The sequence below is a fragment of the Halocalculus aciditolerans genome, from assembly GCF_014647475.1.
In the GTDB taxonomy this organism is placed as follows: Archaea; Halobacteriota; Halobacteria; order Halobacteriales; family Halobacteriaceae; genus Halocalculus; species Halocalculus aciditolerans.
Window position 1 is genome coordinate 214,757 of sequence record NZ_BMPG01000003.1, and the last position, 23,784, is coordinate 238,540.

Below are 23,784 nucleotides of genomic sequence, written 5' to 3' on the forward strand. Positions count from 1 at the left end.
GACTCTTGGTATGGATCTCTTCCCAAGATGGTCACAGGGCTCTATGGCGCACTGGCAGCCTCAGCTAGTGTGTTCATCGGTATTCTCACTGCTCTTCTCACCAGCAAACTCACGAGCCTCAGCTCGGAGCGGAATCGAATTGACCGGCGTGTGCGAGCAATCGATGCCAGACTTCGAGGCCTGCGAGATAGGAAGGAGCGACTCAACGAAAAGCTCGAGAACATCGAGGAGATGTGGGAAGATCAGGAACAGCGAGAGAAAGCGGAGGAGCAGGTCGAGGATTTCATCGAGAACTATGTTGGCGACGAGTTTCAAGAAGACCCTGATGAAGTGGAACCGATGGAAGTCCACGGTGCGTTTGCAGATTTTCTGGGGGTAGATATCGCCGATCTAAATGACTTCCACACGGAACAACTACAAGAGCGATATGAAGACGTACTCAACAAACTCCAGCCTACTGGCGGGCTGTTTCAGCCGGCGCAATTACCAGACGTTCCAGTAGATGCCGAAGTGCAAGCAGCATACGATCAAATAGACCACCAGTGGCAAATTCATAATCGAGAGCAATATAATCAGAACGAGCGGCAGTGGATTCAGACGAACACGGAGATCCGAGGACTCCGGAGGGAACGTCAGAAACTCGTAGACCGATTCAATGCCATTGATACAGCTCAACTATGGGGGACGCTCAGAGCAAGCGCCGTCGCGATTATTCTCACCGTCTTTGTCCCATTACTGATGTACCTCCTTCGAGAAACGGAACTAACGTTCATCCCAGCCCCGGTGGCGGTAGAAGCAGTCCTCGTATTCGTTATCTGGGCACTGGGACTGGGATACGTCCTATACCACATCCGCGCCCAGATCTCGGATGAGGACTCAACTGAGGGACTCCCCGACGAACCTGACATTGGATAAGGACTAATATCGGAGTAGAATGGACCAATAGACTCCTCCTGAAGTAACTGGTCGGTTGAACCCGATCAGTCCTCTGTATATTCCCATTCACTGTCTCGTAATGACTTCTCGATGCCAGTACGGAGACCGTGGACAGTTGGGAACGCGCCGACGAAGAACAGCACGAGACTAACAACGGCACCGACATCGCCGAGAAGGGATCCGAACTCGACGTCCCCTGCGCGCTCACGTGGAGTTGCTACCGCGACGACGAACCCGCGTGCGGCACCTGCGACGCCTGCGCCTTCCGCCTCTAGGCCCTCCGGACCGTCGGCGTCCGCGACCCTATCGAGTACGCAGAGCGGCCCGACTACACCTAGCTCTCCTCGCGTCGCGGACTCTCGCCCCCTCGATGCCCGACACCGTCGCCGTCGGGAACGTCCGCGGGACACGCGCCCGTCGGGTCGCCGTCCGTCTCCCCGTCGACATCGTTCCCGCAGACGTAGCGTTGGTCGGCCTGCGTCTGTCGCTCGACTGGATACGCGACCGCCGCGTCGTCGAACCCCGACAGTCGGTTCCCGTAGACCGCGTTGTCCGTCCCGCCGCGCCGCTCGATAGCCGACGGCTCCGCCGACTCGTCCTGCGCGTCCCGAGACTTGTAACTCCCGACTTCGACGCCGCGCCCCTTCCCGTTCCGCAGGTCGCACCACCGGACGGTCGCGTCGAAACTCTGGAACCGGACCGACGCGGCCGGCGTATCCTCCGTGTTCTGCGACCCGCCGCCGTCCGTACAGTATTCGACGAGGACGTCGCGCGTGCCGAGTTTCGTGTTCGCTAACTCTGAATGCCCGTACCCCTCGCTGTTGTCGATGTGGTGGACGTGGACGTCACTCGTCTCGTCGTACGCGGTCCACGGGTGCCAGTCGGTCCCGAGGTTGCTCGGTGACGTTCCGATGTAGACGAACTCGCCGTTGTGGCCGTGCTCGTCGGTGAGGAGATACTTCGTTCCCGCCGGACCGATGACGCGGAACGGCCCGACTTCGACGTGTTTGCTCCGCTCCACGCTCACGAGCGACTTCTGTGTGTTCCCGATTCGGTGCGGCGACACGACGACGTCTTCCAGATACGCGTCCGTGCTGACCGGCGGCCGTAGCTGCACGAGCTGGGCGCGGCTGTACGACTCGACGTCGTCGGGCGCGTCGGGGTTCTCCAGTCCGTCGATGGTGAGTCCCGTGACGTGGACGTGGCTGTGCCTGATGATGACGACGTTGTACGCTTCGGGGTCGCTCTTCAAGACGGCGTCCGGCGGCCCCGTAATCGTTATCGGCGCGTCCGGTTCGCCGCCGCGCGGCGGCTCGATTCGCTCGGCGTACTCTCCCGGTTTCACGTACACCGTGTCACCCGGTTCGGCTTCCGTGAGCGCGCGCTGAATCGACCGATACGGGGCCGCTTCCGTCCCGTCGTTCGCCACGGACCCGTCCGGCGAGACGAACACCGTGTTCGGGTTCGCCCGCGTCGTTTCCGCCGTCCCGCCCGTCGACGCCGGCGTCGACGTCGTTCCGTCGTCCGCCGTCTGTGACGCGCCGCTACAGCCTGCGACGAACCCCACTCCCGCCGCCGCGAGCGCCAGCGCTCTCCGTCGCCGCATGCACGGCATCACTCTCCGACACACGCAAAAACGTTTGGCATGCTCTTACTAACCGCTGCGTAGGACGTCGGCGTCTTGCCTCGACCTCACTCTCACAACGTCTGGTTATCCGCGTCTAACTACGACTCAGCCGTCTGGTTCGAGCGATGTGGACGTTGAGCTATAGACGACCACCGTCTAGCAGGCAGACCGTCTACCCGTCGGCAACTCCGGCGTCGAACCTCGCTCTCCTCATACCGGTCGGCGTCGACGTCGGGGAAGCCGAATTCGCGTCCAGTCGGAGTCGTCTCGGGAGAACTCGCGAAAGGACCTCTAAGCGCACGTGTCTGCCTCAGACATCACATGTTTGGCTGACGGAACAATTAAATCGGAGGGCGATGAACTAGCGTGTAGACGCGGCGGATCGGCTGAACGGGGTGCTCCAAAGATGGAACTCAAGATTCGGATCAAGCAAGCAGTCCCTCTCGCCATCCTCTATGAGGCCGACAACCACAAGATTAAGGGGAAGACCCGACTGCAGAAGCTCTCCTTCCTCGCGCAAAAAAGAATTGAGGAAGAAGAGGGAGACATCAGCCTCTACGAGTTTATCGGGCATAATCACGGCCCCTTCTCGAAAGAAGTTCTCGAAGACCTCGAAATGTACGAACGAAGAGGACTCGTCAAAATCGAGCGGGTTCCCACGTTTAGCGGAAACCATCGAGTTGACTATTCGCTTACTTCCGATGGTGTCGATGTCTTCGAAGACCTGCTCGAAGCAAACGATACTGCCGAGAGAATCGCGGAGGTCGCTAGCGGCGTTATCCGCGAGTACAACGGGCTCTCAATCCGCGGGCTGATGGACCACGTCTACGACGCCTATCCACAATTCAAGCAGAATAGCGTTCACTACTGACTTCCTTCGTCTCTTTCCCCCCTTTCTCTCTCGCTTTCTCCCTCCAGTGAGAGAGAAGTCACTTTCCCGGTCTCCTCGCCTTCTTCACCGCCGGCGTTCACACGGGCGACTATCCAGTCCCAGACGCGTTTCAACCCAGTCTTCTCTCCGGACCATCTCGCCTCCTGCTCGAGTCGACTCCAAATCCGCTCAAGCAGTGCTTCATCGTCCTGGGGATAATCGAACCCGCTTTCGAACTCGACCCGGGAAATATCGCGATAATGATGATAGGAGTGCAAGCCGATTCCATCACGCCGCAGAATGCGACCAGATGGTGCTCGAACAACCTTCTCCGGGTCCGCTAGGAGAATGTCATAGTCTTCGGACGGCGATCCGAGCTGCTCTATCTTTCCGTGAATCTCGTCGCCATTCGTCGTAATCACCGTCGCCTCGGTATCGAGCGTCGCGTACTCGAATGCCTCCTCCCACGGTTGACGTAGTTCCCGACGCGACATCGCTAGGTTCTCTCGGTCGTCTGGCGGGAGCTTCAACCGCCCGTATATAAACCCAAGACCTCCTCCGATAACTGACTCTACGATCAGCACGCCCGCGGTGTTCAGCACCGAACGACCGTTCTCAGGGTTGACCGTCACCGGTCCGTTAGACGGAACCGGAGGCGGGTCGAAGGCTGCTGGTGCCGTCGTCAGCCACGCGAGGACGAACTCGCTCCACCCGACGATGTTCACTCGATGCAGAATTACCGTGATGCAGAGCGATGCGAACCCACCGATAATAATCACGATGAGCTTATCGGTCCGTCCCTGGTCGTCGAGGATTAGGTTTCCCTCTAGATACCCCCGCAGACAGACGTATCCCGGAACGAGGATGAAGATGAGGAGGTAGAGGTGGGAGAGACGAATCATCGAAGACATCCACTCTATCCCTATCTGTCACGGCCAATAAGGCTTCACCTACAGCGACCACGTGTGACCCCCCATACTCGACTTTCCTTCCGGGTCTCGCGATGGATTCTCACGTCGGGTGAACCTCGGTTGACCGCCCTCTCACTCCCCACTCCTGATTTCCCCGTCCGCTCTGCCGTGCGTTTATCCCGGTCCGCTTCCATCTAGCTGTATGGACTCATCGACGTCAGAGACGGGTTCGGAGAAGGTCGGGAGTCGGACGGTTTCGGTCGGCGGCGGGCAGACGGCGGAGGTCGTCGGCGACAAATCGGTCGACCCGCCCGAACTCCGCGTCTCCTCGCGCGGCGAAACCTGGGTCTACCGCATCGACGGCGGGACGGCCGTCCTCGTCGAGTCGACGTACGACGAACCCGACTGGATGCCCCAGGTCTTCAGCCGACTCGGCCTCGACGCCGAGTAGCCGCGACCCCGCGGCGTCCGCCGTTCTCATCGCGTGAAACCGCGACTGTCGTTTCAAGTTCGCGCCCCGTGTAGGGGGAGGTGGCTCGGTCGTCCATCCCGAGTCACGCTGTGACGCAGCTCCCCCCCTGCGCTTCGCACCAGCCGCCGGACGTCCGCACTCCCCCTCGGGCGTCCGGGTTCCTTTTGCGGGCCGGTCGTGTTCCCCGCCAGCAGTCGAGCGCTCGGGTTAGTCGTCTGCGCCGAGGAGTCGGCGGTCCGGCGTCGACGCGTCGAGCGCGTCCGCGATAGCGTCGAGTGCGCTGTCGGGCGTGACGACGCGGCCGCGCGAGCGGAGGCGGTCGTAGCGTTCGCGGGCGGCGTCGCCGTCGTGGTTGCGTTCGTCGAACGGGCGGTCTTCGACGACGACGAGGGCGTCGGCGCGCGCGGCGGCGTCGAGGTTCCGGCGGTTCCCGCGGCTCACTTCCACGTCGGTGACGACCGTGACGTCGGCGTCGGCGACGCACGCTCCGACGCGGTCGGCGGCCGCGGCGTCGACGGGCGCGTGCGGCGGGACGGTGACGGCGGGGACGTCGAGCGCCTTCGCCGTTCGGTGGTCGGCGTCGCCGACGGCGAGCGCGCCGATGGTGACGTCGTAGCCGGCCGTGGTGAGCGCGTAGAGCAAGCGTGCGGCGCTGCCGCCGCCGCCGACGACGTGGACGCGGCCCTCGGCGTCGCCCGCGTCGGGGAGCGCGGTGACGGCGGGCGTGCCGGTGACGGTGTCGTCGGTGACGACGGCGTTCGCGTCGAAGGATTCGGCGAGCCGCGGCGCGGTGAGCACGTCCTCGGGCGGGCCGGCGGCGAGCGCGCGGCCGTCCGAGAGGAGGAGGAGGTCGTCGCAGTAGCGCGCCGCGAGGTCGAGGTCGTGGATGGCCGCGACGGCGGTTTTCCCGTCTTCGACGAGGTCGCGGACGAGTTCGAGCGTGCGGACCTGGTGGTCGATGTCGAGGCTCCCCGTCGGTTCGTCGAGGAGGAGGACGGGGGTCTCCTGTGCGAGCGCGCGCGCGAGGAGGACGCGCTGGCGCTCCCCGCCGCTCACGGCGTCGATGGAGCGGTCGGCGAACTGCGTCACGCTCGTGCGCTCCATCGCGGCGTCGACGGCTTCGCGGTCGGCGTCGTCCGTCTCTTTGAACATCGAGTGGTAGGGCATCCGCCCCATCGCGACGACGTCGCGCACGGAGAAGTCGAAGGCGACGGTCGTGTCTTGGGGGACGACGGCGACGCGGCGGCCGACGGCGCGCGCGGACGCCGCCTGGACGTCGAGGTCGGCGACGCGGACGCGGCCGGCGGCCGGCGTGAGCGTCCCGGCGAGCGTCCGGAGGAGCGTGGTCTTCCCCGCGCCGTTCGGGCCGATGAGGCCGACGAACCGCCCGGCGTCGATGTCGACGTCGAGGCCGTCGAGGACGGTGAGGTCGCCGCGGTCGACGCGGAGGTCGTCGGCGGTGATTCGCGCGCCCGTCATAGCTGGGACACCTCGCGTCTGCGGAGGAGGTAGAGGAAGAAGGGCGCGCCGACGAAGGCGGTGACGATGCCGACGGGGAGCTGGGCGGGGCCGGAGCGCGCGACGGTGTCGGCGGCGACGAGGAAGGACGCGCCGGCGAGCGCGCTCGTGGGGAGGAGGATGCGGTGGTCGGGGCCGACGAGCAGGCGCATGACGTGCGGGACGACGAGGCCGACGAAGCCGATGACGCCGGAGACGGAGACGGCGATGGCGGTGACGAGCGCGGAGACGGCGAGGAGGATGCGTTTCGTGCGTTCGACCTCGATGCCGAGCGTCTGGGCGTCCTGCTCGCCGAGGAGGAGGACGTTGAGGTGGCGGCGGTAGCCGAGGAGGACGCCGAAGAGGAGGGGGAGGGTGAGGGCGGTGGCGGCGACGTCGCCCCAGCCGGCGTTCTGGAGGTGGCCCATGAGCCAGTACATCGCGGTTCGGAGTTCGTTCCCGCTCTCGACGAGCATGAAGGAGATGACGGCACCGAGGAAGGTCTCGACGGCGACGCCGGCGAGTAAGAGGGTGGTGACGGGGGTGTGGCCGGCGCGGCTGCCGAGCGCGTAGATGCCGAAGGCGGCGAGGAGGCCGCCGAGGAACGCCGCGCCGTGGAGGCCGAGGCCGAACGGGAGGCTGACGCCGACGGTGATGACGGTGACCGCGCCGACGGCCGCGCCGGAGGAGACGCCGATGATGGACGGGTCGGCCATCGGGTTGCGGAAGAACCCCTGCATGACGGTGCCGGCGAGCGCGAGCGCGAACCCGACGAGCGCGGCGAGGACGATTCGCGGGAGGCGGATCGTCGTGACGATGATGCGGCTCGTTTCGGGCGTCTGGAAGTGGAAGACGTGCGTCGTGCTGACGGAGAGAGCGGGGAGAGCGACGCCGGCGACGGTGTGGCCGCCGCCGTGGAGCGAGAGGGAGGTGGGGAGGACGAGGGCGTTCAAGCAGACCTGGGCGACGGTGAGCGCGGGGATGGAGACGGAGCCGATGCCGGCGCTCACGAGGACGCTCGCGACGAGGAGCGCGGCGAGGCCGGCCGACCAGCCGCCGACTTTGAGTCCCGCTCGCATCTGAAGTAAAGTCTACTTTCGATAGCTAAATATTTATTGTAATGCCGCCTTGAGTGGGGTGATGCATCAGCGACTCTCGGTCGTCGTCGTGGTTTCTCTCCTCCTTCTCGCGGGGGCCGCGCCGGCGGCAGCCGCGACCGGAACGACACACGACCAGACCACCGTCACCTGCGGCTACCCGGTCTCCGTCACGGACGCGACCGGGCAGAACGTGACGCTCGACGAGCCGCCCGAGCGCGTCGTCACGCTCAGCCCGAGCGCCGCTCAGACGATGTGGGAGATCGGCGCGGAAGGCAAAGTCGTCGGCGTCACTCAGTACGCGAGCTACCTCGACGGCGCGAGCAGTCGGGTGAACGTCTCCGGCGCGGGGGACTCCTACATCGACCAGGAGCGCGTCATCTCGCTCGAACCCGACCTCGTCCTCGCTCCCGACACCATCTCGAACGAGACGGTCGACACGCTCCGCGCGGCGAACCTCACCGTCTACCACTACCCGCCCGCGGACTCCGTCTCGACCATCGAGGAGCAGACGCTCGTCACCGGGCAGCTCGTCGGCGAATGCGACGGCGCGAACGAGACGGTCGCCGAGATGGAGTCGGAACTGGACACCGTCCGTACCGCCGTCGACGGCCAGGAACGCCCCGGCGTCCTCTACACGTTCTTCGGCTACACCGCCGGCGACGACACCTTCATCAACAAGATTATCGAGACGGCCGGCGGGACGAACGTCGCCGCCGAAGCCGGCATCAGCGGCTACGCGCAGATCAACCAGGAGACCGTCGTCGAGCAGAACCCGCAGTGGATCATGCGGAACAGCCAGGACCCGACCGTCCCGAAGAACGCCGCCTACAACAGCACCGACGCCGTGAAGAACGGGAACGTCATCGTCCTCGACTACAACTACCTGAACCAGCCCGCGCCGCGCGTCGTCCAGCCGATTACGAAACTCGCGAAGGCGATGCACCCCGACGCGTGGGAAGCCGCGAACGCGACAACGACCACGCAGGCGAGTGAATCGACGACCACGCAGGCGAACGCGACCACGACGCCCGCCACCGAAACGACCTCGGCGACGTCGCCCGGCTTCGGCGTCGCCGGCGCGCTCGTCGGTCTCCTCGCCGCGCTCGCCGTCGCGACCCGCCGCTTCCACTGACAACGAATGCTCGCCTCGTTCGACCTCTTCGGCACGCTCGTCGACGCCGCCCGCCCCGCCAACCCGGCCGCCGCCGTCGCCGACGAACTCGCCGCGCGCGGCGTCCGCGTGCCCGACGCGTGGAACGAGGCCTACCGCGAACCCCACGTCCCGCTCGAACCGGGACGGGAAATCTCACTCTTCGACCACGTCCTCGCCGCGCTCGACAGTCGCGGCGTCGCCGCGTCGCGCGACCGCGTCGCTGCGGCCGTCACCGCCGCGTTCGACGGCGACATCGACACTCGGGCGGGCGCGCTCGACGCCGTCGAAGCCGCCGCCGCCCGCGGCCCGGTCGGCGTGCTCTCGAACTGTAGCGTCCCCGGCCTCGCGACGCGCGCCCTCGACGCGTCCGCGCTCGACAGCGACCGCTTCGACGCCGTCGTCGTCAGCGTCGACTGCGGATGGCGGAAACCCGACCCGCGGGCGTTCGCGGCCGTCGCGGACGCCCTCGGCGGCTCCGTCGCCGACCTCGTGCACGTCGGCGACGACCCCGCCACCGACGGCGGCGTCACCGCCGCCGGCGGCACTTTCCTCTCCCTCGACGACACCCCGCTCCGACGCGTCCCCGAGCGAGTGGAGGCGCTGTCGTGTTGAGCTCGCTCGCCGCCGTCGCGCTCGCTTTCCTGCTCGACGCGGCGTTCTCCGAGCCGCCGGCGCGCGCCCACCCGGTCGCGTACTACGGGCGAGTCGTCACCGCGCTCGACCGCCAGTGGCGCGCCCCCCGGCTCGTCGGCGGGAGTATCGCGCTCACCCTCCCGCTCGTCGCCGCCGCGCTCGCCGCGCTCACCGTCTTCGGCGCGGCGCGCGTCCACTCCCTCCTGCCGGCGCTCCTCGCCGGCCTCTGGCTGTTCGCGACGACGAGCCGCCGGATGCTCGTCGACCTCGCCGGCGACGTCGTCACCGGCGTCGACGCCGGCGACGAGTCGGCTCGCACGACGATCCGCGGGCTCGTCGGCCGCGACACGACCGAACTCTCCGAGAGCGAACTCCGCAGCGCCGCCGTGGAGAGCGCCGCCGAGAACCTCGCCGACGGCCTCGTCGCCCCGCTCCTCGCCTTCGCTCTCGCCGCACCGCTCTCGCTCGCCGTCGGCGTCGCCGCCGCCGTCTGGGTGAAGGCCGTGAACACGCACGACTCCGTCCTCGGCTACCCGTCGAAACCCCACGGCACCGCGAGCGCGCGCCTCGACGACCTCGTCATGTGGCTGCCCGCGCGCGTCAGCGCCGGCCTCATCGCCGCCGCGGCGCTCGACCCCGGCGCGCTCACACGCGCTCTCGAGTGGGCGCGCGAGCCGCCCTCGCCGAACTCCGGCTGGCCGATGGCGACGCTCGCCGCCGCCCTCGACGTCGAACTCGCGAAACCCGGCGTCTACGCGCTCAACCCGGCCGCCGCCCTCCCGACGACGGACGACGCCGAACGGGGCGTCCGCCTCGTCGACCGGGCGTGCATCGTCGCGTTCGTCCTCGCGGGGGTGGGCGCGTGGTTCTGACCGCGCTCCGCGGCGCGCTCGGCTTCCTCACCCGCCTCCCAGTCGGTCGCACGCCGCGCGCGTGGGAGGCGTTCTGCGCCACGCCCGCCGCCTTCCCGCTCGCCGGCTACCCCGTCGGCGTCGCGCTCGCCCTGCCCGTCCTCATTGGCTCCTTCCTCGGTCTGGAGGCGGACCTCACCGCGTTCGCCTTCCTCCTCGCGGTCTACGCCGTGACGGGCGTCGCGCACGCCGACGCCGTCGCAGACCTCGGGGACGCCGCGGCCGTCCACGGCGACGTCGACCGCCGCCGCGAAGTCCTCAAAGACTCCGCCGTCGGCGTCGGTGCCGTGCTCGCCCTCGGTCTCGTCCTCCTCGGCACGTGGACGGCCGTCGCCCGCCTCGCCGCCCTCCCCGTCCGCGCCGTCGGCCTCGTCGTCGCCGCCGAAGTCGGCGCGAAACTCGCCATGGCGACCGTCGCCTGCCTCGGCGACGCCACCCACGACGGCCTCGGGGCCGCCGTCAGCGACGCCCACGACGCCCGCTCGCTCCTGCTTCCGGTTCTCGTCGCCCTCCCCGCCGCGCTCGCGACGTACCCGAACCCGGCCGCCGCCGTCGCGCTCGCCGCCGCCGGTCTCGCGGCGCTCTGCGTACTCGCGTGGGCGTCCCGGCGGCTCGGCGGCAGCAACGGCGACGTCGTCGGCGCGTCGAACGAGCTCGCGCGCCTCGCCGCGCTCCTCACGGGGGTGATTGCGTGGACGCTCTGGTGATGTGCGGCGGCCGCGGCACCCGCCTCGACACAGAGAAGGAAAAACCGCTCTACCCCGTGGCGGGCCGGCCGATGGTGGACTTCGTGCTCGACGCGCTCGACGCGAGCCGCGTCGACTCCGTCACGGCGGCCGTCACGCCCGCCACGCCCGACACGGCCGCGCACCTCGACGCACACCCCGCCGACGTCGACCTCTTGGAGACTCCCGGAGCGGGGTACGTCGCGGACCTCGGCGTCGCCCTCGACGCCGTCGACTCCCCCGTTCTCACCGTCGCTGCCGACCTCCCGCTCCTCGACGCCATCGCCGTCGACCGCGTCCTCGCCCTCTCCGTGACTGACTCCGTCCAGGTCTGCGTGCCCGCCGCGCTGAAACGCCGGCTCGGCGCGAGCGCCGACACGACTTACGAACGCGACGGCCGCGAACTCGCCCCCACGGGCGTCAACGTCGTCGCCGACGCCGACACCGAAACCATGCACCTCAGCTACGACGCACGCTACGCAGTCAACGTGAACCGCCGAACCGACGCCGCGCTCGCGGAGGCCCTGCTGTGACCGTCCTCCTCGTCGCCGGAAACACCGAGACGGCGACCATCGACGGCATCAGCGCCGCCGGCGCGACCCCCGAACTGATGGCGCAGACGCCCGCCGCCGACGCCGAACTCCTCGCCTACGGCCGCCCCGTCTTCGCCCCGCACGTCCCGGTCAGCCCCGACGGCTGCCCGACGCCCGGCCTCGTGACGCGCGCCGTCCGCGAACTCGTCGGATTCGACGCCGTCACGCTCGACGCCGGCCTCGCCGCCCGGACCGCCGCGCCCGCCGTCCGCCTCGGCGACCGACCCGGCGGCGACATTCGAACCCCCGAGCCCGTGCCGAACGCTCCCCAAATATTCGACGCCGCCGCCGAGTACGCCTGCGGCCACCCGGACACCCGCCTCGTCGTCGGCGAAACCATCCCCGGCGGCACGACGACCGCGCTCGGCGTCCTCCGCGCGCTCGGCGAGGAGTACGGCGTTTCTTCTTCGCTTCCCACCAACCCGCTCGCGCTCAAACGCGAGGTCGTCGCCGCAGGCCTCGACGCCAGCGACCTCGCCCCCGGAGACCTCGCCGGCGACCCCATCGAGGCCGTCCGCCGCATGGGCGACCCCACGCTCGCCGCCACCGCCGGCCTCGTCGACGGCGCGCTCGACGCCGGGAAGAACGTCACCGTCGCCGGCGGCACCCAGATGCTCGCCGCCGCCACCCTCGTCCGCCACCGCGGCGTCCGCGAGGAGTTCACGCTCGCCACGACCTCGTTCGTCGCCGACGACGACACCGTCGACCTCGACGCCGCCGCCGCCGACCTCGGCCTCGACCTCCGCGTCTCCGACCCCGGCTTCGAGCGGACCGACCACGTCGCCACGGAACACTACCTCGCCGGCGTCGCCAAGGAAGGCGTCGGCATGGGCGGCGCGCTCCACCTCGCCCGAGAGGCCAATATCCCGATGGCCGACGTCCGCGCCCGCCTCGTCGAACGCTACGACGACCTCGTGGGCGAGGAGCGAGGTGGTCTCGATGGAGCCTGACGCCGTCCGCCGCGTCGGCCGCGAACCCCACGGGAGCAGCGACGACCCCGACCTCGTGGACTTCAGCGCGAACACCAACCCGCGGGTTCCCGACGGCGTCCGCGAGGTCTACGCGGCCGCGCTCGACGCCGCCCGCACGTATCCGGAGGAGCCGCCGCGCGCGTACCGCGACGCCGCCGCCGACTACGTCGGGTGTGCACGGGAGAATGTCGTCTCGACGCCCGGCGGCCTCGCCGCCATCCGCCTCGCTATCGAGGTGTCCGTCACTGCGGGCGACGACGCGCTCGTGCCCGCGCCGAGCTTCGCCGAGTACGCCCGCGAAGTCCGCCTCCAAGGCGCGACGCCCGATTTCGTCCCGCACGACGAGATTCTGGGCACTGACCCGAGCGAGTACGCGCTCGCCGTCGTCTGCAACCCGAACAACCCGACCGGAGAGTGTTACGACCCCGACGCCCTCCGCGCGTTCGCCGACCGCTGTGCGCGCGCGGGAACGCCGCTCCTCGTCGACGAGGCCTTCCTCGGCTTCACTGGTTCGCCCTCGCTCGCCGGCCGGGACGGCGTCGTCGTCGCGCGCTCGCTCACCAAGCTCCTCGGGCTGCCGGGAATCCGCGCGGGGTTCGCCGTCGCCACCGGCGACGAGTACGAAAGACTCGCCGCCGCGCGCCGCACGTGGAACCTCGGCGCGCCGGCGCTCGCCGTCGGCGAACACTGCATGCGGGACGAGGGATTCGTCGCCGACACCCGCCGGCGCGTCCGCCGGGAGCGCGAGCGCCTCCGCCGCGCGCTCGACGAGCATTACGACGTATTCCCCTCGGACTCCCCGTTCCTCCTGCTCGACGTAGGAAGCCGAGACGTCGGCGAGGTCGTCGGGACGGCGCGCGAGCGTGGCGTCGCCGTACGAGACGCGACGACCTTCCGCGGCCTCGACTCCCACGTTCGCGTCGCCGTGCGCACGCGAGAGGAGAACGACCGACTCCTGGAGGCGCTCGATGTTTGACGGCGCGATCCGTGAGAGCGTCCTCCGCGTCGGCGCTCCGGGCGCGCGCTGGCTCTCCACCGGCTGGGACGGCGGCTACGCCGACGCCGACGCCGCCTACAATATCTCTGTCCCCGAGGGGTGGACGCGAACGGACCTGACGGCGTACGCCGCCGAGCGCCGCGCGGAAGCCGGGTTCGACACCACGGGGCCGACGCTCCTCACCGGCGTCGACGCGACGCACGCCCGCGGCGCGCGCGACGAGAGCGTCACTGCCTACGCCACCGCCGGCGTCTCCAACCCCGCCGCCCTCCCGATGGCGGCGGACGAGACCGAGCGAGCAGCCGGTCGAGAGCCGGAGACGGACGAACCGCGCGCGGGAACCGTGAACGTCGTCGTGGGGACGACGCGCGCGCTCGACGACGCCGGCCTCGCGACGCTCCTCTCGGTCGCCGTCGAGGCGAAGACCGCCACGCTGCTCGCCGAGACCGGTTTCCCCGGAACGACGACCGACGCGGTCATCGCCGGCACGGACCCGACCGGGGAGGCGGCGACGTTCGCGGGGAGCAGTACCGCGGTGGGGGCGGCGGCCCGCGCGTGCGTCCGCGACGCCGTCCGCGCCAGTCTCCGGTCGCGCTACGCCGACCGCGAGATTCCGAACTCCGTCGGCGACGCCGAGTACGGCGTCGTCACCGCGCGAACCACGGAGGTCTTCAGCGTATGAGGGGGGTCGTGCTCGGCGGGACGGCGTCCGGCGTCGGGAAGACCGTCGCGACGCTCGCCGTCTGCCGCGCCCTCGAACGCGCCGGCCGCACCGTCCAGCCCGCCAAAGCCGGCCCGGACTTCATCGACCCCAGCCACCACGACGCCATCACCGGTCGCTCCTCTCGAACCCTCGACCCCTGGCTCGAAGGCCACGAGGGCATGCGGCGGAACTACTTCCGCGGAAGCGGCGATCTGTGTATCGTCGAGGGAATGATGGGCCTCTACGACGGGTCGGTGGCGAGCACGGCCGACGTGGCGGCGGCGCTCGACCTGCCCGTCGTGCTCGTCGTGGACGCGAGCGCGGGGATGCAGAGCGTCGCCGCGACCGCGCTCGGCTTCCGCGAGTACGCCGCGCACGCGGGTGTCGAGGTCGACGTCGCGGGCGTGCTCGCCCAGCGCGCGCACGGCGGCCGCCACGCGGACGGCATCCGCGACGCGCTCCCCGACGGCCTCACCTACTTCGGGCGGGTTCCGCCGCGGGACGACCTCACGATCCCCGACCGCCACCTCGGCCTCGAACGCGGGAGCGAATCCCCGCTCGAGGCGGACGTCCTCGACGCCGCCGCCGAGTCGATCCGCGTCCGGCGTCTCCTCGACGTCGCGCGCGAGCCGCCCCGCCCGGACCCCGAACCCGTCGGCGAACGCCGGGAGCGCACGGTCGCCGTGGCGCGCGACGACGCGTTCTGCTTCACGTACCCCGCCGTGCTCGAACGGCTCCGCGAGCGCGCGCGCGTCGAGCCGTTCTCGCCGGTCGCCGGCGACGACCTCCCGGCCTGCGACGGCGTCTACCTCCCCGGCGGCTACCCCGAACTCCACGCTCCCGCGCTCGCGGAGTCGCCCGCGCTCGACACGCTCACCGACCGCGCCAGCGAGGGACTTCCCATCCTCGGGGAGTGCGGCGGCCTGATGGCGCTCTGCGAGTCGCTCACCACCGCGGGTGGCGACACCTACGAGATGGCGGGCGTCCTCCCCGCGAGCGTGGAGATGCGCGACACCTACCGCGCGCTCGACCACGTCGAACTCCGCGCGACGACGGACGGGACGACCGCGACTGCGGGCGACAGTCAGCGCGGCCACGAGTTCCACTACTCCTCGCTCACCCCCGCCGGCGACGCCCGATACGCCTTCGACGTCGAACGCGGCACCGGCATCGACGGCGACCACGACGGACTCACCGAGTACGAAACACTGGGGACGTACTGCCACCGCCACGCCGCCAGCGGCGCGTTCGACCGCTTCGTCGACCACCTCTAACGACACCCACCGACTATGACCGACACAACTGACACGACCGAACCGACCGACGCAGACGAACAGGCAACGAACGGACAGACGACGGACCAGCAAACGACGGATAAGCAGACGGCGGACGGGCAGACGGCGGGCGACGACCAGCGAGCGCGGACGCCGGGACGGGGTCGGAATCCGACGCCGGTGGGCGTCGAGCCGGCCGAACCCGAGGCGTTCGGGCTCGTGCAGGCGTGGTGGGGGGACGGGAAGGGGAAGACCACCGCGGCGATGGGGATGGGGTTCCGGGCGGCCGGCCACGGCTACCGCGTCCACATGCTCCAGTTCATGAAGGGCGGGGCGTCCAGCGTCGAGGACGTCCGCGGCGAGTACAACGCCATCGACGCCTTCCCCGGTTTCTCCTACGAGAACACCGGCCACTACGGCTGGCACGGCCTCCTCGACGGCTCCAGCGACGACGAGCACGCCGCGAAGGCCGAAGGCGGCCTGCGCCGGGCGCGCGAACTCCTCGACGCCGCCGGGGGCGTCGACGGCCCGCTCCCGCTCGACGGCCCCGCCGACGACGGCATGCACATGCTCATCCTCGACGAGGCGCTCTACGCCGTCGACCAGGGCCTCCTCGACGAAGCCGACGTCGTCGACCTCGTGGAGTCGAAGCCGGACGACCTCGAACTCGTCCTCACCGGGAGCCACACGAAACCCGACTACCTCTACGAGCACGCCGACCTCGTGACGAAGGTACAGAAGGAGAAACACCCCATCGACGCCGGGCAGCGCGCGCGGAAGGGAACCGAGTACTGATGGCGGAGACGCTGCTGGTCGCGGGGACGGCGAGCCACGTCGGGAAGAGCACCGTCGCCGCCGGCCTCTGCCGCCTCCTCGCACGCCGCGGCGTCGCCGTCGCGCCCTACAAAGCGCAGAACATGAGCAACAACGCGCGCGTCGTCGCGACGCCCGACGGCGACCCCGGCGAAATCGGTGTCTCCCAGCACACGCAGGCGCGCGCCGCCGACGTCACGCCGACGACCGACGTCAACCCCGTGCTCTTGAAACCCCGCGGGGCGGGCGAGAGCCAACTCATTCTTCAGGGCGACGCCGTCGGCCACTACGAGGCTGGCACCTACTACGAGGAGCACTGGGCGACCGCGCGCGACGCCGCCGTCGACTCCTACGAACGCCTCGCCCGCGAGCACGACGTCATCGTCGCCGAGGGCGCGGGCAGCATCGCCGAAATCAACCTCCACGACCGCGACCTCGCCAACCTCGAAACCGCGCGGTTCGCCGACGCCGACATTCTCCTCCTCGTCGACATCGAGCGCGGCGGCGCGTTCGCCAGCCTCTACGGCACCCTCGAACTCCTCCCCGACGACATCCGCGAGCGCGTCGTCGGTGCGGCGATCACGAAGTTCCGCGGCGACCCCGCCCTCCTCGACGCCGGCGTCAACGAGGTCGAATCCCGCACCGGCGTCCCCGTCCTCGGCGTCCTCCCCTACGAGGACCCCGGCCTCCCCGCCGAAGACTCCCTCTCCCTCCCCGACGCCGGCGAGCACGCCACCCTCGGCGACGACGACGTTCCCGCCGAACGGTCCATCACTGTCGCCGTCCCCCGCCTCCCCCACATCTCCAACTTCACCGACCTCGAACCGCTCGCTGCAGAACCCGGCGTCCGCGTCCGATACCTCCCGCTCGACGCCTCGCTCGCCGACGCCGACGCCGTCGTCCTCCCCGGAACCAAGAACACCGTCGACGACCGCATCGCCCTCCGCGACGCCGGCTTCGACGACGCCCTCCGCGGCTTCGACGGCCCCGTCGTCGGCCTCTGCGGCGGCTACCAGCTCCTCGGACAGCGCCTCACGAACGCCGACATCGAGGGCACCGGCGACTCCGACACCCTCCCCGGCCTCGGCCTCCTCCCCGTCGAAACCCGATTCCGCCCCGACAAACACCTCGAACGAACCACCGTCACCGTCGACGGCACCGGCCCCATCGCCGGCGCGACCGGCACCGCCACCGGCTACGAAATCCACATGGGCCACACCACCCCGACCGGCACCGACTCGTCTGCCGAACCGAGTCGTACCGGTACCCTCTCGGCTGGCGAGTCGAGCGACGCCGGCGACCTCGCTCACCCGCTCGGCGAGCAGAGCGCCGCCACCGACCGCGTCCTCGGAACCTACCTCCACGGCCTCTTCGAGAACGAGAACGTCCGCACCGCCTTCCGCGACGCCGTCTACGACCACGCCGACACGCGCCCGCCCGAGACGGAGGCGTCCCCCGGCGACGCCTTCGAGCGCGCCGCCGACCTCGTCGAGACGAACCTCGACCTCGACCGACTCGGCCTCCGCCACCTCCTCTGACCCCGCGCGAACGCGCCCGACGCGCTGCGCGGCATCGCTCCCGTGACCCCGACGACCTTCGACGCTCGCGCAGGTTTTTTGGAGCTACACTCGTCAACATTCAGCCATGAGCGGGTACACGCAGTGTCCGACCTGCGGGTGGACAGGGAGTGAGACCGATCTCGACGGGAGCGGGAGTTCTCGCGCGTGTCCGGCGTGCGACGGCGCGATCCGCGTGGACTAATTAGGGGAGTCGCGGCCGCACTCTCCTCGGCCCAACGACTCTTGGGGCGACCGTGAGTAGCACCGTGTATGCGCGCAGCCGTCTACCACGGACCCGGTGACGTCCGAGTCGAAGAAGTCCCCGACCCCGAGCTCGAAGCGCCCACGGACGCGATCGTCCGCATCACGCACACCGCGGTCTGCGGGAGCGACCTCTGGTTCTACCGCGGCGAGAGCGACTACCCGGCGGGCGGTCGCGTCGGCCACGAACCCATGGGAGTCGTCGAGGCGGTCGGCGACGACGTCACCTCGCTCGAACCCGGCGACCGCGTGCTCTCGCCGTTCTCCATCTCCTGTGGGGAGTGCGAGTTCTGCCGGAAGGGCCTCTACACGTCCTGCACCGCCGACGAGAGCTGGGGCGGCGAGAACACGGGCGCACAAGGGGAAAAAGTCCGCGCGCCCCACGCGGACGGCACGCTGGTCCGCGTCCCGGACCGGTACGCCGACGACGAGGACGTCCTCGAATCCCTCCTCCCGCTCACGGACGTGATGTGCACGGGCCACCACGCCGCCGTCAGCGCGGGCGTCGACGCCGGCGACACCGCCATCGTCGTCGGGGACGGCGCGGTCGGCCTCTGCGGCGTGCTCGCCGCGTCCCGCCTCGGCGCGGAGCGCGTCGTCGCCATGGGCCACCACGAGGACCGACTGGAGATCGCTCGCGAGTTCGGCGCGACCGACGTGATCGCCGCCCGCGGCGAGGACGCCGTCGAAGAAGCGATTGAACTCACGGACGGCGGCGCGAACCACGTCCTCGAATGCGTCGGCGCGGAGTCCTCCATGGAGACCGCGGCCGAGGTCGCGCGCCCCGGCGGCACCGTCGGCTACGTCGGCGTCCCGCAGGGCGTCGAGACCACGGGCTTCCTCGACACGATGTTCCGGAAGAACGTCGGCCTCGAAGGCGGCGTCGCACCAGTACGCAAGTACGTCGACGACCTGATGGCAGACGTCCTCCAGGGCACCCTCGACCCCTCCCCGGTCTTCACGAAGACCGTCGACCTCGACGGCGTCCCCGACGGCTACGCGGCCATGGACGAACGCGACGCGGTGAAAGTGATGGTGAAACTCGACGACTGAGTCACCCGTCTCGCGCCGCCACAGGCAACGAACGCCCACCCGCGGCGGCTTCGAGTGCTCGGTGGCACAACAGCCAGACGGCGGTTTCTACTCGGCGGTCCGGCGGCTGACGCGGTCGCCTGCGACGAGATACGTTCCCGCTGCCGGCTCACTCGGCCGGCTGTCGGCGTCGCTGCGCTCCTCCTCGGACTCGCTATCGCGTTCGACGTCGACGCCGGTGAAGCGCGGCGGGAGGCCGGCGGCCGTCCAGAAGCTCGCGGCGTCCTGGAGCTGGTAGTGGAGGTGTGGTTCGGTGGAGTGTCCGGAGTTCCCACAGCGCCCGACGACGTCACCCGCCTCGACGCTGTCGCCGGGTTCGACGGTCGTGCTCCCGGCTTTCAGGTGCGCGAGGAAGGAGTACTCGCCGTCCGCGTGTTCGATGGTGACGTGGTTGCCCGCGACGTTTCCCGTCCGCCACTCCAGCCAGAGACTCCCCGGCTTCGGGTAGTCCCGGAGGCGGTCGCGCACCGCGACGACCGTCCCCGCCGCGGGCGCGCGAATCTCCCGGCCGAACGCGTAGTAGTCGGCGAGGCTCGCGCCGTCGCCCGCGTGGCTCTCTCCGTCGGCGTCCGTGACGGCGAAATCGTACGCGTACCGCTGGGAGAGAATCTCCCACGAGTGCGACGTCGCCTTCGCGACGCCGCCGTTCATCACCGTCCACTCGCCGTCGAACGGGAGGGACAGCGTCGTCTTCGGCGCGCCCCGCACCGTGTTCGGCATCGCGCCGCGATACCGGGCGTACGCGACGACCTGCCCCCAGAGCTGGCGGAGTTGCGCGAGGACGCCCCAGGGCGTGACCGCCCATCGGAGCACCGCGAGCGTGTAGACCGCGCGCTCCCGATTCGAGATGTCGGCCGCGGTGTCGTCTGTCGAGACGGCCTGGAGGAGAACCGGGAGGAGGCCGGCCATGAGGTAGCAGAGGAAGGCGAGCCACCACGGCCCGCCGACGGATTGCACGAGCAGGCCGAGCGCGAAGCCGACACCCAGAATCACCCAGACGCTGACGCCGGCCAGTCGGGCGACGACGCGTCGATGCAGCGGGCGCGGCGCGTCGCTCCCCGAAGGGGTCACCATACCGTCTCCTCGCTACCGGGGATGCTAACTCTTACGCGGACCGCACGAAGCGAAAACCCGTCGGCGCGGTCAGTAGACGGCGTCGAGGATCTCCTCGTCGAGCATTTCGAACTGTTCGAGGTAGTCCACGCGCTCCTCGCGGAGGGCGTCGCGGGCGGCGGCGTAGTCCGTCGAGCGCCCGGCGAGGTCGAAGCGGGAGACGTCGAGGCCGGGGACGCGCTCGGGGATGCGGAGCCCGCTCGCCTCGTCAGTCGTCCACTCGACGGTGCCGCGCGCGATGGCTTCGAGGAGCGTCACGGTGTCGGCGACGCCGACGTTCGCGGGGTCGGCCGTGCCGACGGAGCCCGTGTTGATGACGTAGCAGTCGATGCCGAGGCCCGCGATGAGCTCGCGGAACCGGTTCCCTTCCTCGCCCTTGCTCCCGACGATGAAGGGGTTCGTGCCGACGACGCGGATGGACTCGCCCGCCCGACTGGGGTCGCCCGCGCTCGTCTCGATAGACTCACCGAGCATGAACGCCGCGGCGGCCTGCCGGTTCGAGAGCTTCGCCGCCGCCGGCATCAGCGGGTTCCGCGTGATGAAGAACAGCTGGTCGACGGTGTCGAGGTCGATGTCGTCGCCCGCGGAGTCGAGTTCGTCGCGGCTGACGATGGCGCGCGCGTTCTTCCCGTGGCGCGGCTCGTCGAAGTGCACGGTGCCGTCCGCGTCCACGGCGACGTTCTCCAGCACCGCCGAGGACGCCGTCGCCGCCCCGTAGAGCTCCGGCTGCTCGGACTCCTCGAGCCCGATGGTCTTGATGTAGAGGCCGCCGCCCTCGCTCCCCGTCACCGTCCCGTCCGGGAGGAGCGCGCAGACGTCGTCCTGCAGCATCTCCGTGGACTCGCCCTCGTCCAGCCAGAGGCCGTGACTCGTCAGCGTCGACTTCCCCGTGCCGCTCAGCCCGAGGAAGACCTGGCCCACGGCGCGCTCGCCCTCCTCGTCGTCGAGGTGCACGCGCTTCGAACCCGCGTGCAGGCCGAGGCCGCCCTGCTGTTTCGCGCGGAACATGAAGAGCCGGAGGAAGGATTTCTTCGCCTCACCCGTGTAGTCGCTGCCGAGAACCGACGTGACGCCCTCCTCGGGGAGCACGCGGATGCGCGGGCCGTCGGCGTCCGGCACCTGGACCGTCACGAAGTCCGGCTCCTCGCCCGCGTCGAGTTCCGCGGGTTCGAGGAGCTTCGCCCACGCCAGCGCGATACGGCCGTACTCGCGGGGAACGAAGAGCCGGCAGACGAACGACGTCGCCTCGTTCCGGCCGACGCGCCGGTCGAGACACACCACGTCGTTCTCCGCGTTCTCCACCCACTCCAGCCCCTCGGTGAGGACGGCGTAGTCGGTGTCGTCGAAGTCGTCCGTGACCGCGTCCCTCGTCGCAGCGGAACTGCGCGAGCGGAAGTCGCTGACGTACGAGGGCGACCCGTACTCCGTCGTCGTCTCCAGGTGCTCGGAGTACGCGCGGAGTTCGTCCAGCGTCGGATTGTACGTCACGTGTGCCGCGTCCCGCGGGTCCGGGAACGCGGCGACCGAGAGCTGCCGCCGGGCGTCTGTCGCCATTAAGTAATAGAATCCGACGAACGGCCATAAAGTCACGGTTCCCGCCCGCTGCCCCGCGAAAACTTTTTTCAGGTTCGAGTTAGTTCACCGAACGTCTCGGGCCTCCGGACTTTTACCCGTGCAGTCATAAGGAGAACGTAATGTTCTCCGCGATGCGCCGCCGCGCCGCCGCGCTCATCGTCGCGGCCACCGGCGGTCTCCTTCTCCTCTTCCCCCTCTTCGACATCTGGGACGACGTCGCGAACCCGCCGATAAAGCCGCTGTGGACGACGCTCGCCGAGAACGCCATCGGCGTGCTCCTCGCCGGCCTCCTCTTCGCCGGCGGCCTCTGGCTCTACCGCCGCGACTGGGAGGACGCCTACGTCACCGACGCCGCCCTCTGGGTCGTCGCCATCGTCGCCGCCCACGGCCTCGTCATGGTCTGGATCGTCGGCATCCAACGCTACCTCCAACACGACCTCAAACCCTACATCATCGCGCTCGACGCCGTCGTCCTCAGCGCCGACACCGCGCTCGCCATCGGCGTCTACGACGCCCGGAACCGACGGAAACGGGACGAGCTCTCCCGCGAACGCGACCGCCTCGACGCCCTCTACGAGAACTCCGTCGACCCGCTCGCCACCGTCAGATTCGCCGACGCCCCCGTCGTCGTCGCCGCGAACGACGCCTTCACCGACCGCTTCGGCGACCGCGTCGACCGCGTCCTCGACGCCGTCCCCGACAGCCAGCGCGGCGACACCCTCCGCGAGACCTTCGAAACCGCCAGCACCGTCGAGTACGAGTGGGCGGGCGTCGACGGCGACCGCGACTACCTCGTCACCGTCACCCCCATGCCCGAAGGGGACGACCCGCGAGCGCACGTCCGCGTCGCCGACATCACCGAACAACAACGCCTCGCCCGCGAAGAAGAAGCCCGGGAACGCGTCGAACACCTCCACCGCGTCGCCGTCGACCTCGCCGCCGTCGCCGACGAAGCCAGCGCGTTCGAACGCACCCTCAACGCCCTCCGCTCCACCGTCGCCTTCGACGCCGCCTGCGTCGTCGTCGACGGCGACCTCGTCGCCGGCCGCTCCACCACCGACGTCCTCGACCGCGACGCCATCGAATCCGTCCAACCCGACGCCGTCCCCGGCGACGGCGGCGCACTCACACACACCACCGCCGACGGCCGCACCGTCCTCACCGTCCCCATCGGCGACGACGCCGTCATCCAAGCCGGCGTCGACGGCGACATCACGGACTCACAGGTCACCGCCGCCGAACTCCTCGGCACCCACCTCCGCGAAGCCAGACGCCGCCTCGCCCGCGAAGACCGCCTCCGCGAACAGCGCGAACGCCTCGAACTCCTCAACCGCACCTTCCGCCACGACCTCCTCAACGACGTCAACGTCGTCGACGCCCGCGTCACTATCCTCGACGACCACGTCGACGCCGACGGCCAACCCCACCTCCACACCGTCGCCCAACGAACCGACGAGATGCACGACCGCATCCAGACCATGCGCTCGCTCATGCAGGCCGTCGAAGACGACGACCACGAACTCACCGCCGTCCCCCTCGCCCCCACGGTCAAAACCCAAGTCAGCGCCGCCCGCGACGAACACCCCGACGCCGCCTTCGAAATCGACACCCCCCTCCCCGACGTCGACGTCCGCGCCGACGACCTCCTCGGCGACGTCATCGAGAACCTCCTCTCGAACGCCGTCGAGCACAACGACACCGACCCCGCACACGTCGACGTCTCCGCCACCCACCACACCGACACCGTCGCCCTCACCGTCGCCGACAACGGTCCCGGCGTCCACCCCGACCGCCGCGACGCCGTCTTCGACCTCGGCGAACGCGGCGACCGCAGCCACGGCACCGGCGTCGGCCTCCACATCTGCCAGCGCATCGTCGACTCCTACGGCGGCCACATCGACGTCACCGACGCCGACGACCTCGGCGGCGCTGCCTTCACCATCCACCTCCCCACCGCCAGCTAAGCACTCCTCACGGCTTGCTTCGCTCTCCGCTCG

The 23,784-nt window shown here is 69.5% G+C and carries 22 protein-coding genes and 1 pseudogene; 17 read left to right on the top strand and 6 right to left on the bottom strand.

Annotated elements, in window-relative coordinates; genetic code table 11:
• Positions 1-27: 27 nt before the first annotated feature.
• The gene (locus IEY26_RS12120; protein WP_188979289.1) at positions 28-915 is read left to right on the top strand and encodes a hypothetical protein; all 888 of its coding nucleotides are present in this window, start codon (positions 28-30) and stop codon (positions 913-915) included.
• Between the two features lie 179 nt (positions 916-1,094).
• Positions 1,095-1,274, top strand: a pseudogene (locus tag IEY26_RS12125) (7-cyano-7-deazaguanine synthase); the annotation flags it as partial.
• On the opposite strand, the gene IEY26_RS12130 reads toward IEY26_RS12125, so the two are convergent.
• Positions 1,271-2,542 carry a DUF1565 domain-containing protein gene (locus IEY26_RS12130; RefSeq protein ID WP_188979291.1) on the bottom strand — a complete coding sequence of 424 codons (1,272 nt, stop codon included), beginning with the start codon at positions 2,540-2,542 and terminating at the stop codon, positions 1,271-1,273. The pseudogene IEY26_RS12125 and the gene IEY26_RS12130 sit on opposite strands and share 4 nt — an antisense overlap.
• A 427-nt stretch (positions 2,543-2,969) precedes the next feature.
• On the opposite strand from IEY26_RS12130, the gene IEY26_RS12135 reads away from it, so the two are divergent.
• Positions 2,970-3,434: a hypothetical protein gene (locus IEY26_RS12135; RefSeq protein ID WP_188979293.1), complete on the top strand. Its 465-nt coding sequence runs from the start codon at positions 2,970-2,972 to the stop codon at positions 3,432-3,434.
• On the opposite strand, the gene IEY26_RS12140 is transcribed toward IEY26_RS12135, so the two are convergent.
• Positions 3,428-4,345 carry a hypothetical protein gene (locus IEY26_RS12140; protein WP_188979295.1) on the bottom strand — a complete coding sequence of 306 codons (918 nt, stop codon included), beginning with the start codon at positions 4,343-4,345 and terminating at the stop codon, positions 3,428-3,430. The genes IEY26_RS12135 and IEY26_RS12140 overlap by 7 nt on opposite strands.
• A gap of 202 nt (positions 4,346-4,547) precedes the next feature.
• Here IEY26_RS12140 and IEY26_RS12145 point away from each other — a divergent pair, with 202 nt between their 5' ends.
• Positions 4,548-4,796, top strand: a complete 249-nt coding sequence (locus IEY26_RS12145) for a hypothetical protein (protein ID WP_188979297.1) — start codon at positions 4,548-4,550, stop codon at positions 4,794-4,796.
• Positions 4,797-5,024: 228 nt separating this feature from the next.
• Here IEY26_RS12145 and IEY26_RS12150 read toward each other — a convergent pair whose 3' ends face one another.
• Together IEY26_RS12150 and btuC are read right to left on the bottom strand one after the other, a co-directional pair.
• Positions 5,025-6,296 (bottom strand): heme ABC transporter ATP-binding protein, encoded by a 1,272-nt coding sequence (locus IEY26_RS12150; protein WP_188979298.1) that lies wholly within the window; start codon positions 6,294-6,296, stop codon positions 5,025-5,027.
• Positions 6,293-7,393 (bottom strand): vitamin B12 ABC transporter permease BtuC, encoded by a 1,101-nt coding sequence (btuC, locus tag IEY26_RS12155; protein ID WP_188979299.1) that lies wholly within the window; start codon positions 7,391-7,393, stop codon positions 6,293-6,295. Before btuC ends, IEY26_RS12150 begins: the two co-directional genes overlap by 4 nt.
• Before the next feature lie 61 nt (positions 7,394-7,454).
• On the opposite strand from btuC, the gene IEY26_RS12160 reads away from it, so the two are divergent.
• The 12 genes from IEY26_RS12160 to IEY26_RS12210 all read left to right on the top strand — a co-directional run bounded on the left by IEY26_RS12160 (position 7,455) and on the right by IEY26_RS12210 (position 19,060).
• Positions 7,455-8,546, top strand: a complete 1,092-nt coding sequence (locus tag IEY26_RS12160; RefSeq protein ID WP_188979300.1) for a PGF-CTERM-anchored ABC transporter substrate-binding protein — start codon at positions 7,455-7,457, stop codon at positions 8,544-8,546.
• A 6-nt stretch (positions 8,547-8,552) separates the two neighbouring features.
• Complete coding sequence (locus tag IEY26_RS17475; RefSeq protein WP_229774088.1) at positions 8,553-9,179, top strand: HAD family hydrolase; 627 nt, start codon at positions 8,553-8,555, stop codon at positions 9,177-9,179.
• On the top strand, positions 9,173-10,072 hold the full coding sequence (cbiB, locus tag IEY26_RS12165; protein ID WP_394354829.1) for an adenosylcobinamide-phosphate synthase CbiB: 900 nt from the start codon (positions 9,173-9,175) through the stop codon (positions 10,070-10,072). The genes IEY26_RS17475 and cbiB overlap by 7 nt, the downstream gene beginning before the upstream one ends.
• The gene (cobS, locus tag IEY26_RS12170) at positions 10,063-10,818 is read left to right on the top strand and encodes an adenosylcobinamide-GDP ribazoletransferase (protein WP_188979302.1); all 756 of its coding nucleotides are present in this window, start codon (positions 10,063-10,065) and stop codon (positions 10,816-10,818) included. The genes cbiB and cobS overlap by 10 nt, the downstream gene beginning before the upstream one ends.
• Positions 10,818-11,369, top strand: coding sequence for an NTP transferase domain-containing protein (locus IEY26_RS12175; RefSeq protein ID WP_188979832.1), 552 nt, complete (start codon positions 10,818-10,820; stop codon positions 11,367-11,369). Before cobS ends, IEY26_RS12175 begins: the two co-directional genes overlap by 1 nt.
• A complete protein-coding gene (locus IEY26_RS12180; RefSeq protein WP_188979303.1) occupies positions 11,366-12,379 on the top strand; it encodes a nicotinate-nucleotide--dimethylbenzimidazole phosphoribosyltransferase in 1,014 nt (337 codons plus the stop codon). Before IEY26_RS12175 ends, IEY26_RS12180 begins: the two co-directional genes overlap by 4 nt.
• Positions 12,369-13,376 (top strand): threonine-phosphate decarboxylase, encoded by a 1,008-nt coding sequence (locus IEY26_RS12185; RefSeq protein WP_188979304.1) that lies wholly within the window; start codon positions 12,369-12,371, stop codon positions 13,374-13,376. The genes IEY26_RS12180 and IEY26_RS12185 overlap by 11 nt, the downstream gene beginning before the upstream one ends.
• Positions 13,369-14,079, top strand: a complete 711-nt coding sequence (locus IEY26_RS12190) for an adenosylcobinamide amidohydrolase (RefSeq protein WP_188979305.1) — start codon at positions 13,369-13,371, stop codon at positions 14,077-14,079. Before IEY26_RS12185 ends, IEY26_RS12190 begins: the two co-directional genes overlap by 8 nt.
• Positions 14,076-15,374 (top strand): cobyrinic acid a,c-diamide synthase, encoded by a 1,299-nt coding sequence (locus IEY26_RS12195; RefSeq protein WP_188979306.1) that lies wholly within the window; start codon positions 14,076-14,078, stop codon positions 15,372-15,374. Before IEY26_RS12190 ends, IEY26_RS12195 begins: the two co-directional genes overlap by 4 nt.
• A gap of 15 nt (positions 15,375-15,389) precedes the next feature.
• Entirely contained in the window at positions 15,390-16,169 is a 780-nt protein-coding gene (locus tag IEY26_RS12200; protein WP_188979308.1) for a cob(I)yrinic acid a,c-diamide adenosyltransferase, read from the top strand.
• The gene (locus IEY26_RS12205) at positions 16,169-17,725 is read left to right on the top strand and encodes a cobyric acid synthase (protein WP_188979310.1); all 1,557 of its coding nucleotides are present in this window, start codon (positions 16,169-16,171) and stop codon (positions 17,723-17,725) included. The genes IEY26_RS12200 and IEY26_RS12205 overlap by 1 nt, the downstream gene beginning before the upstream one ends.
• Before the next feature lie 291 nt (positions 17,726-18,016).
• Complete coding sequence (locus tag IEY26_RS12210) at positions 18,017-19,060, top strand: zinc-dependent alcohol dehydrogenase family protein (protein ID WP_188979312.1); 1,044 nt, start codon at positions 18,017-18,019, stop codon at positions 19,058-19,060.
• An 87-nt stretch (positions 19,061-19,147) separates the two neighbouring features.
• Here IEY26_RS12210 and IEY26_RS12215 read toward each other — a convergent pair whose 3' ends face one another.
• Both IEY26_RS12215 and IEY26_RS12220 read right to left on the bottom strand, forming a co-directional pair.
• A complete protein-coding gene (locus tag IEY26_RS12215; protein WP_188979314.1) occupies positions 19,148-20,173 on the bottom strand; it encodes a M23 family metallopeptidase in 1,026 nt (341 codons plus the stop codon).
• A 69-nt stretch (positions 20,174-20,242) separates the two neighbouring features.
• Positions 20,243-21,766 (bottom strand): phosphoenolpyruvate carboxykinase (ATP), encoded by a 1,524-nt coding sequence (locus IEY26_RS12220; protein WP_188979316.1) that lies wholly within the window; start codon positions 21,764-21,766, stop codon positions 20,243-20,245.
• 140 nt (positions 21,767-21,906) lie between these two features.
• On the opposite strand from IEY26_RS12220, the gene IEY26_RS12225 reads away from it, so the two are divergent.
• On the top strand, positions 21,907-23,751 hold the full coding sequence (locus IEY26_RS12225; RefSeq protein ID WP_188979318.1) for a sensor histidine kinase: 1,845 nt from the start codon (positions 21,907-21,909) through the stop codon (positions 23,749-23,751).
• Positions 23,752-23,784: the final 33 nt, after the last annotated feature.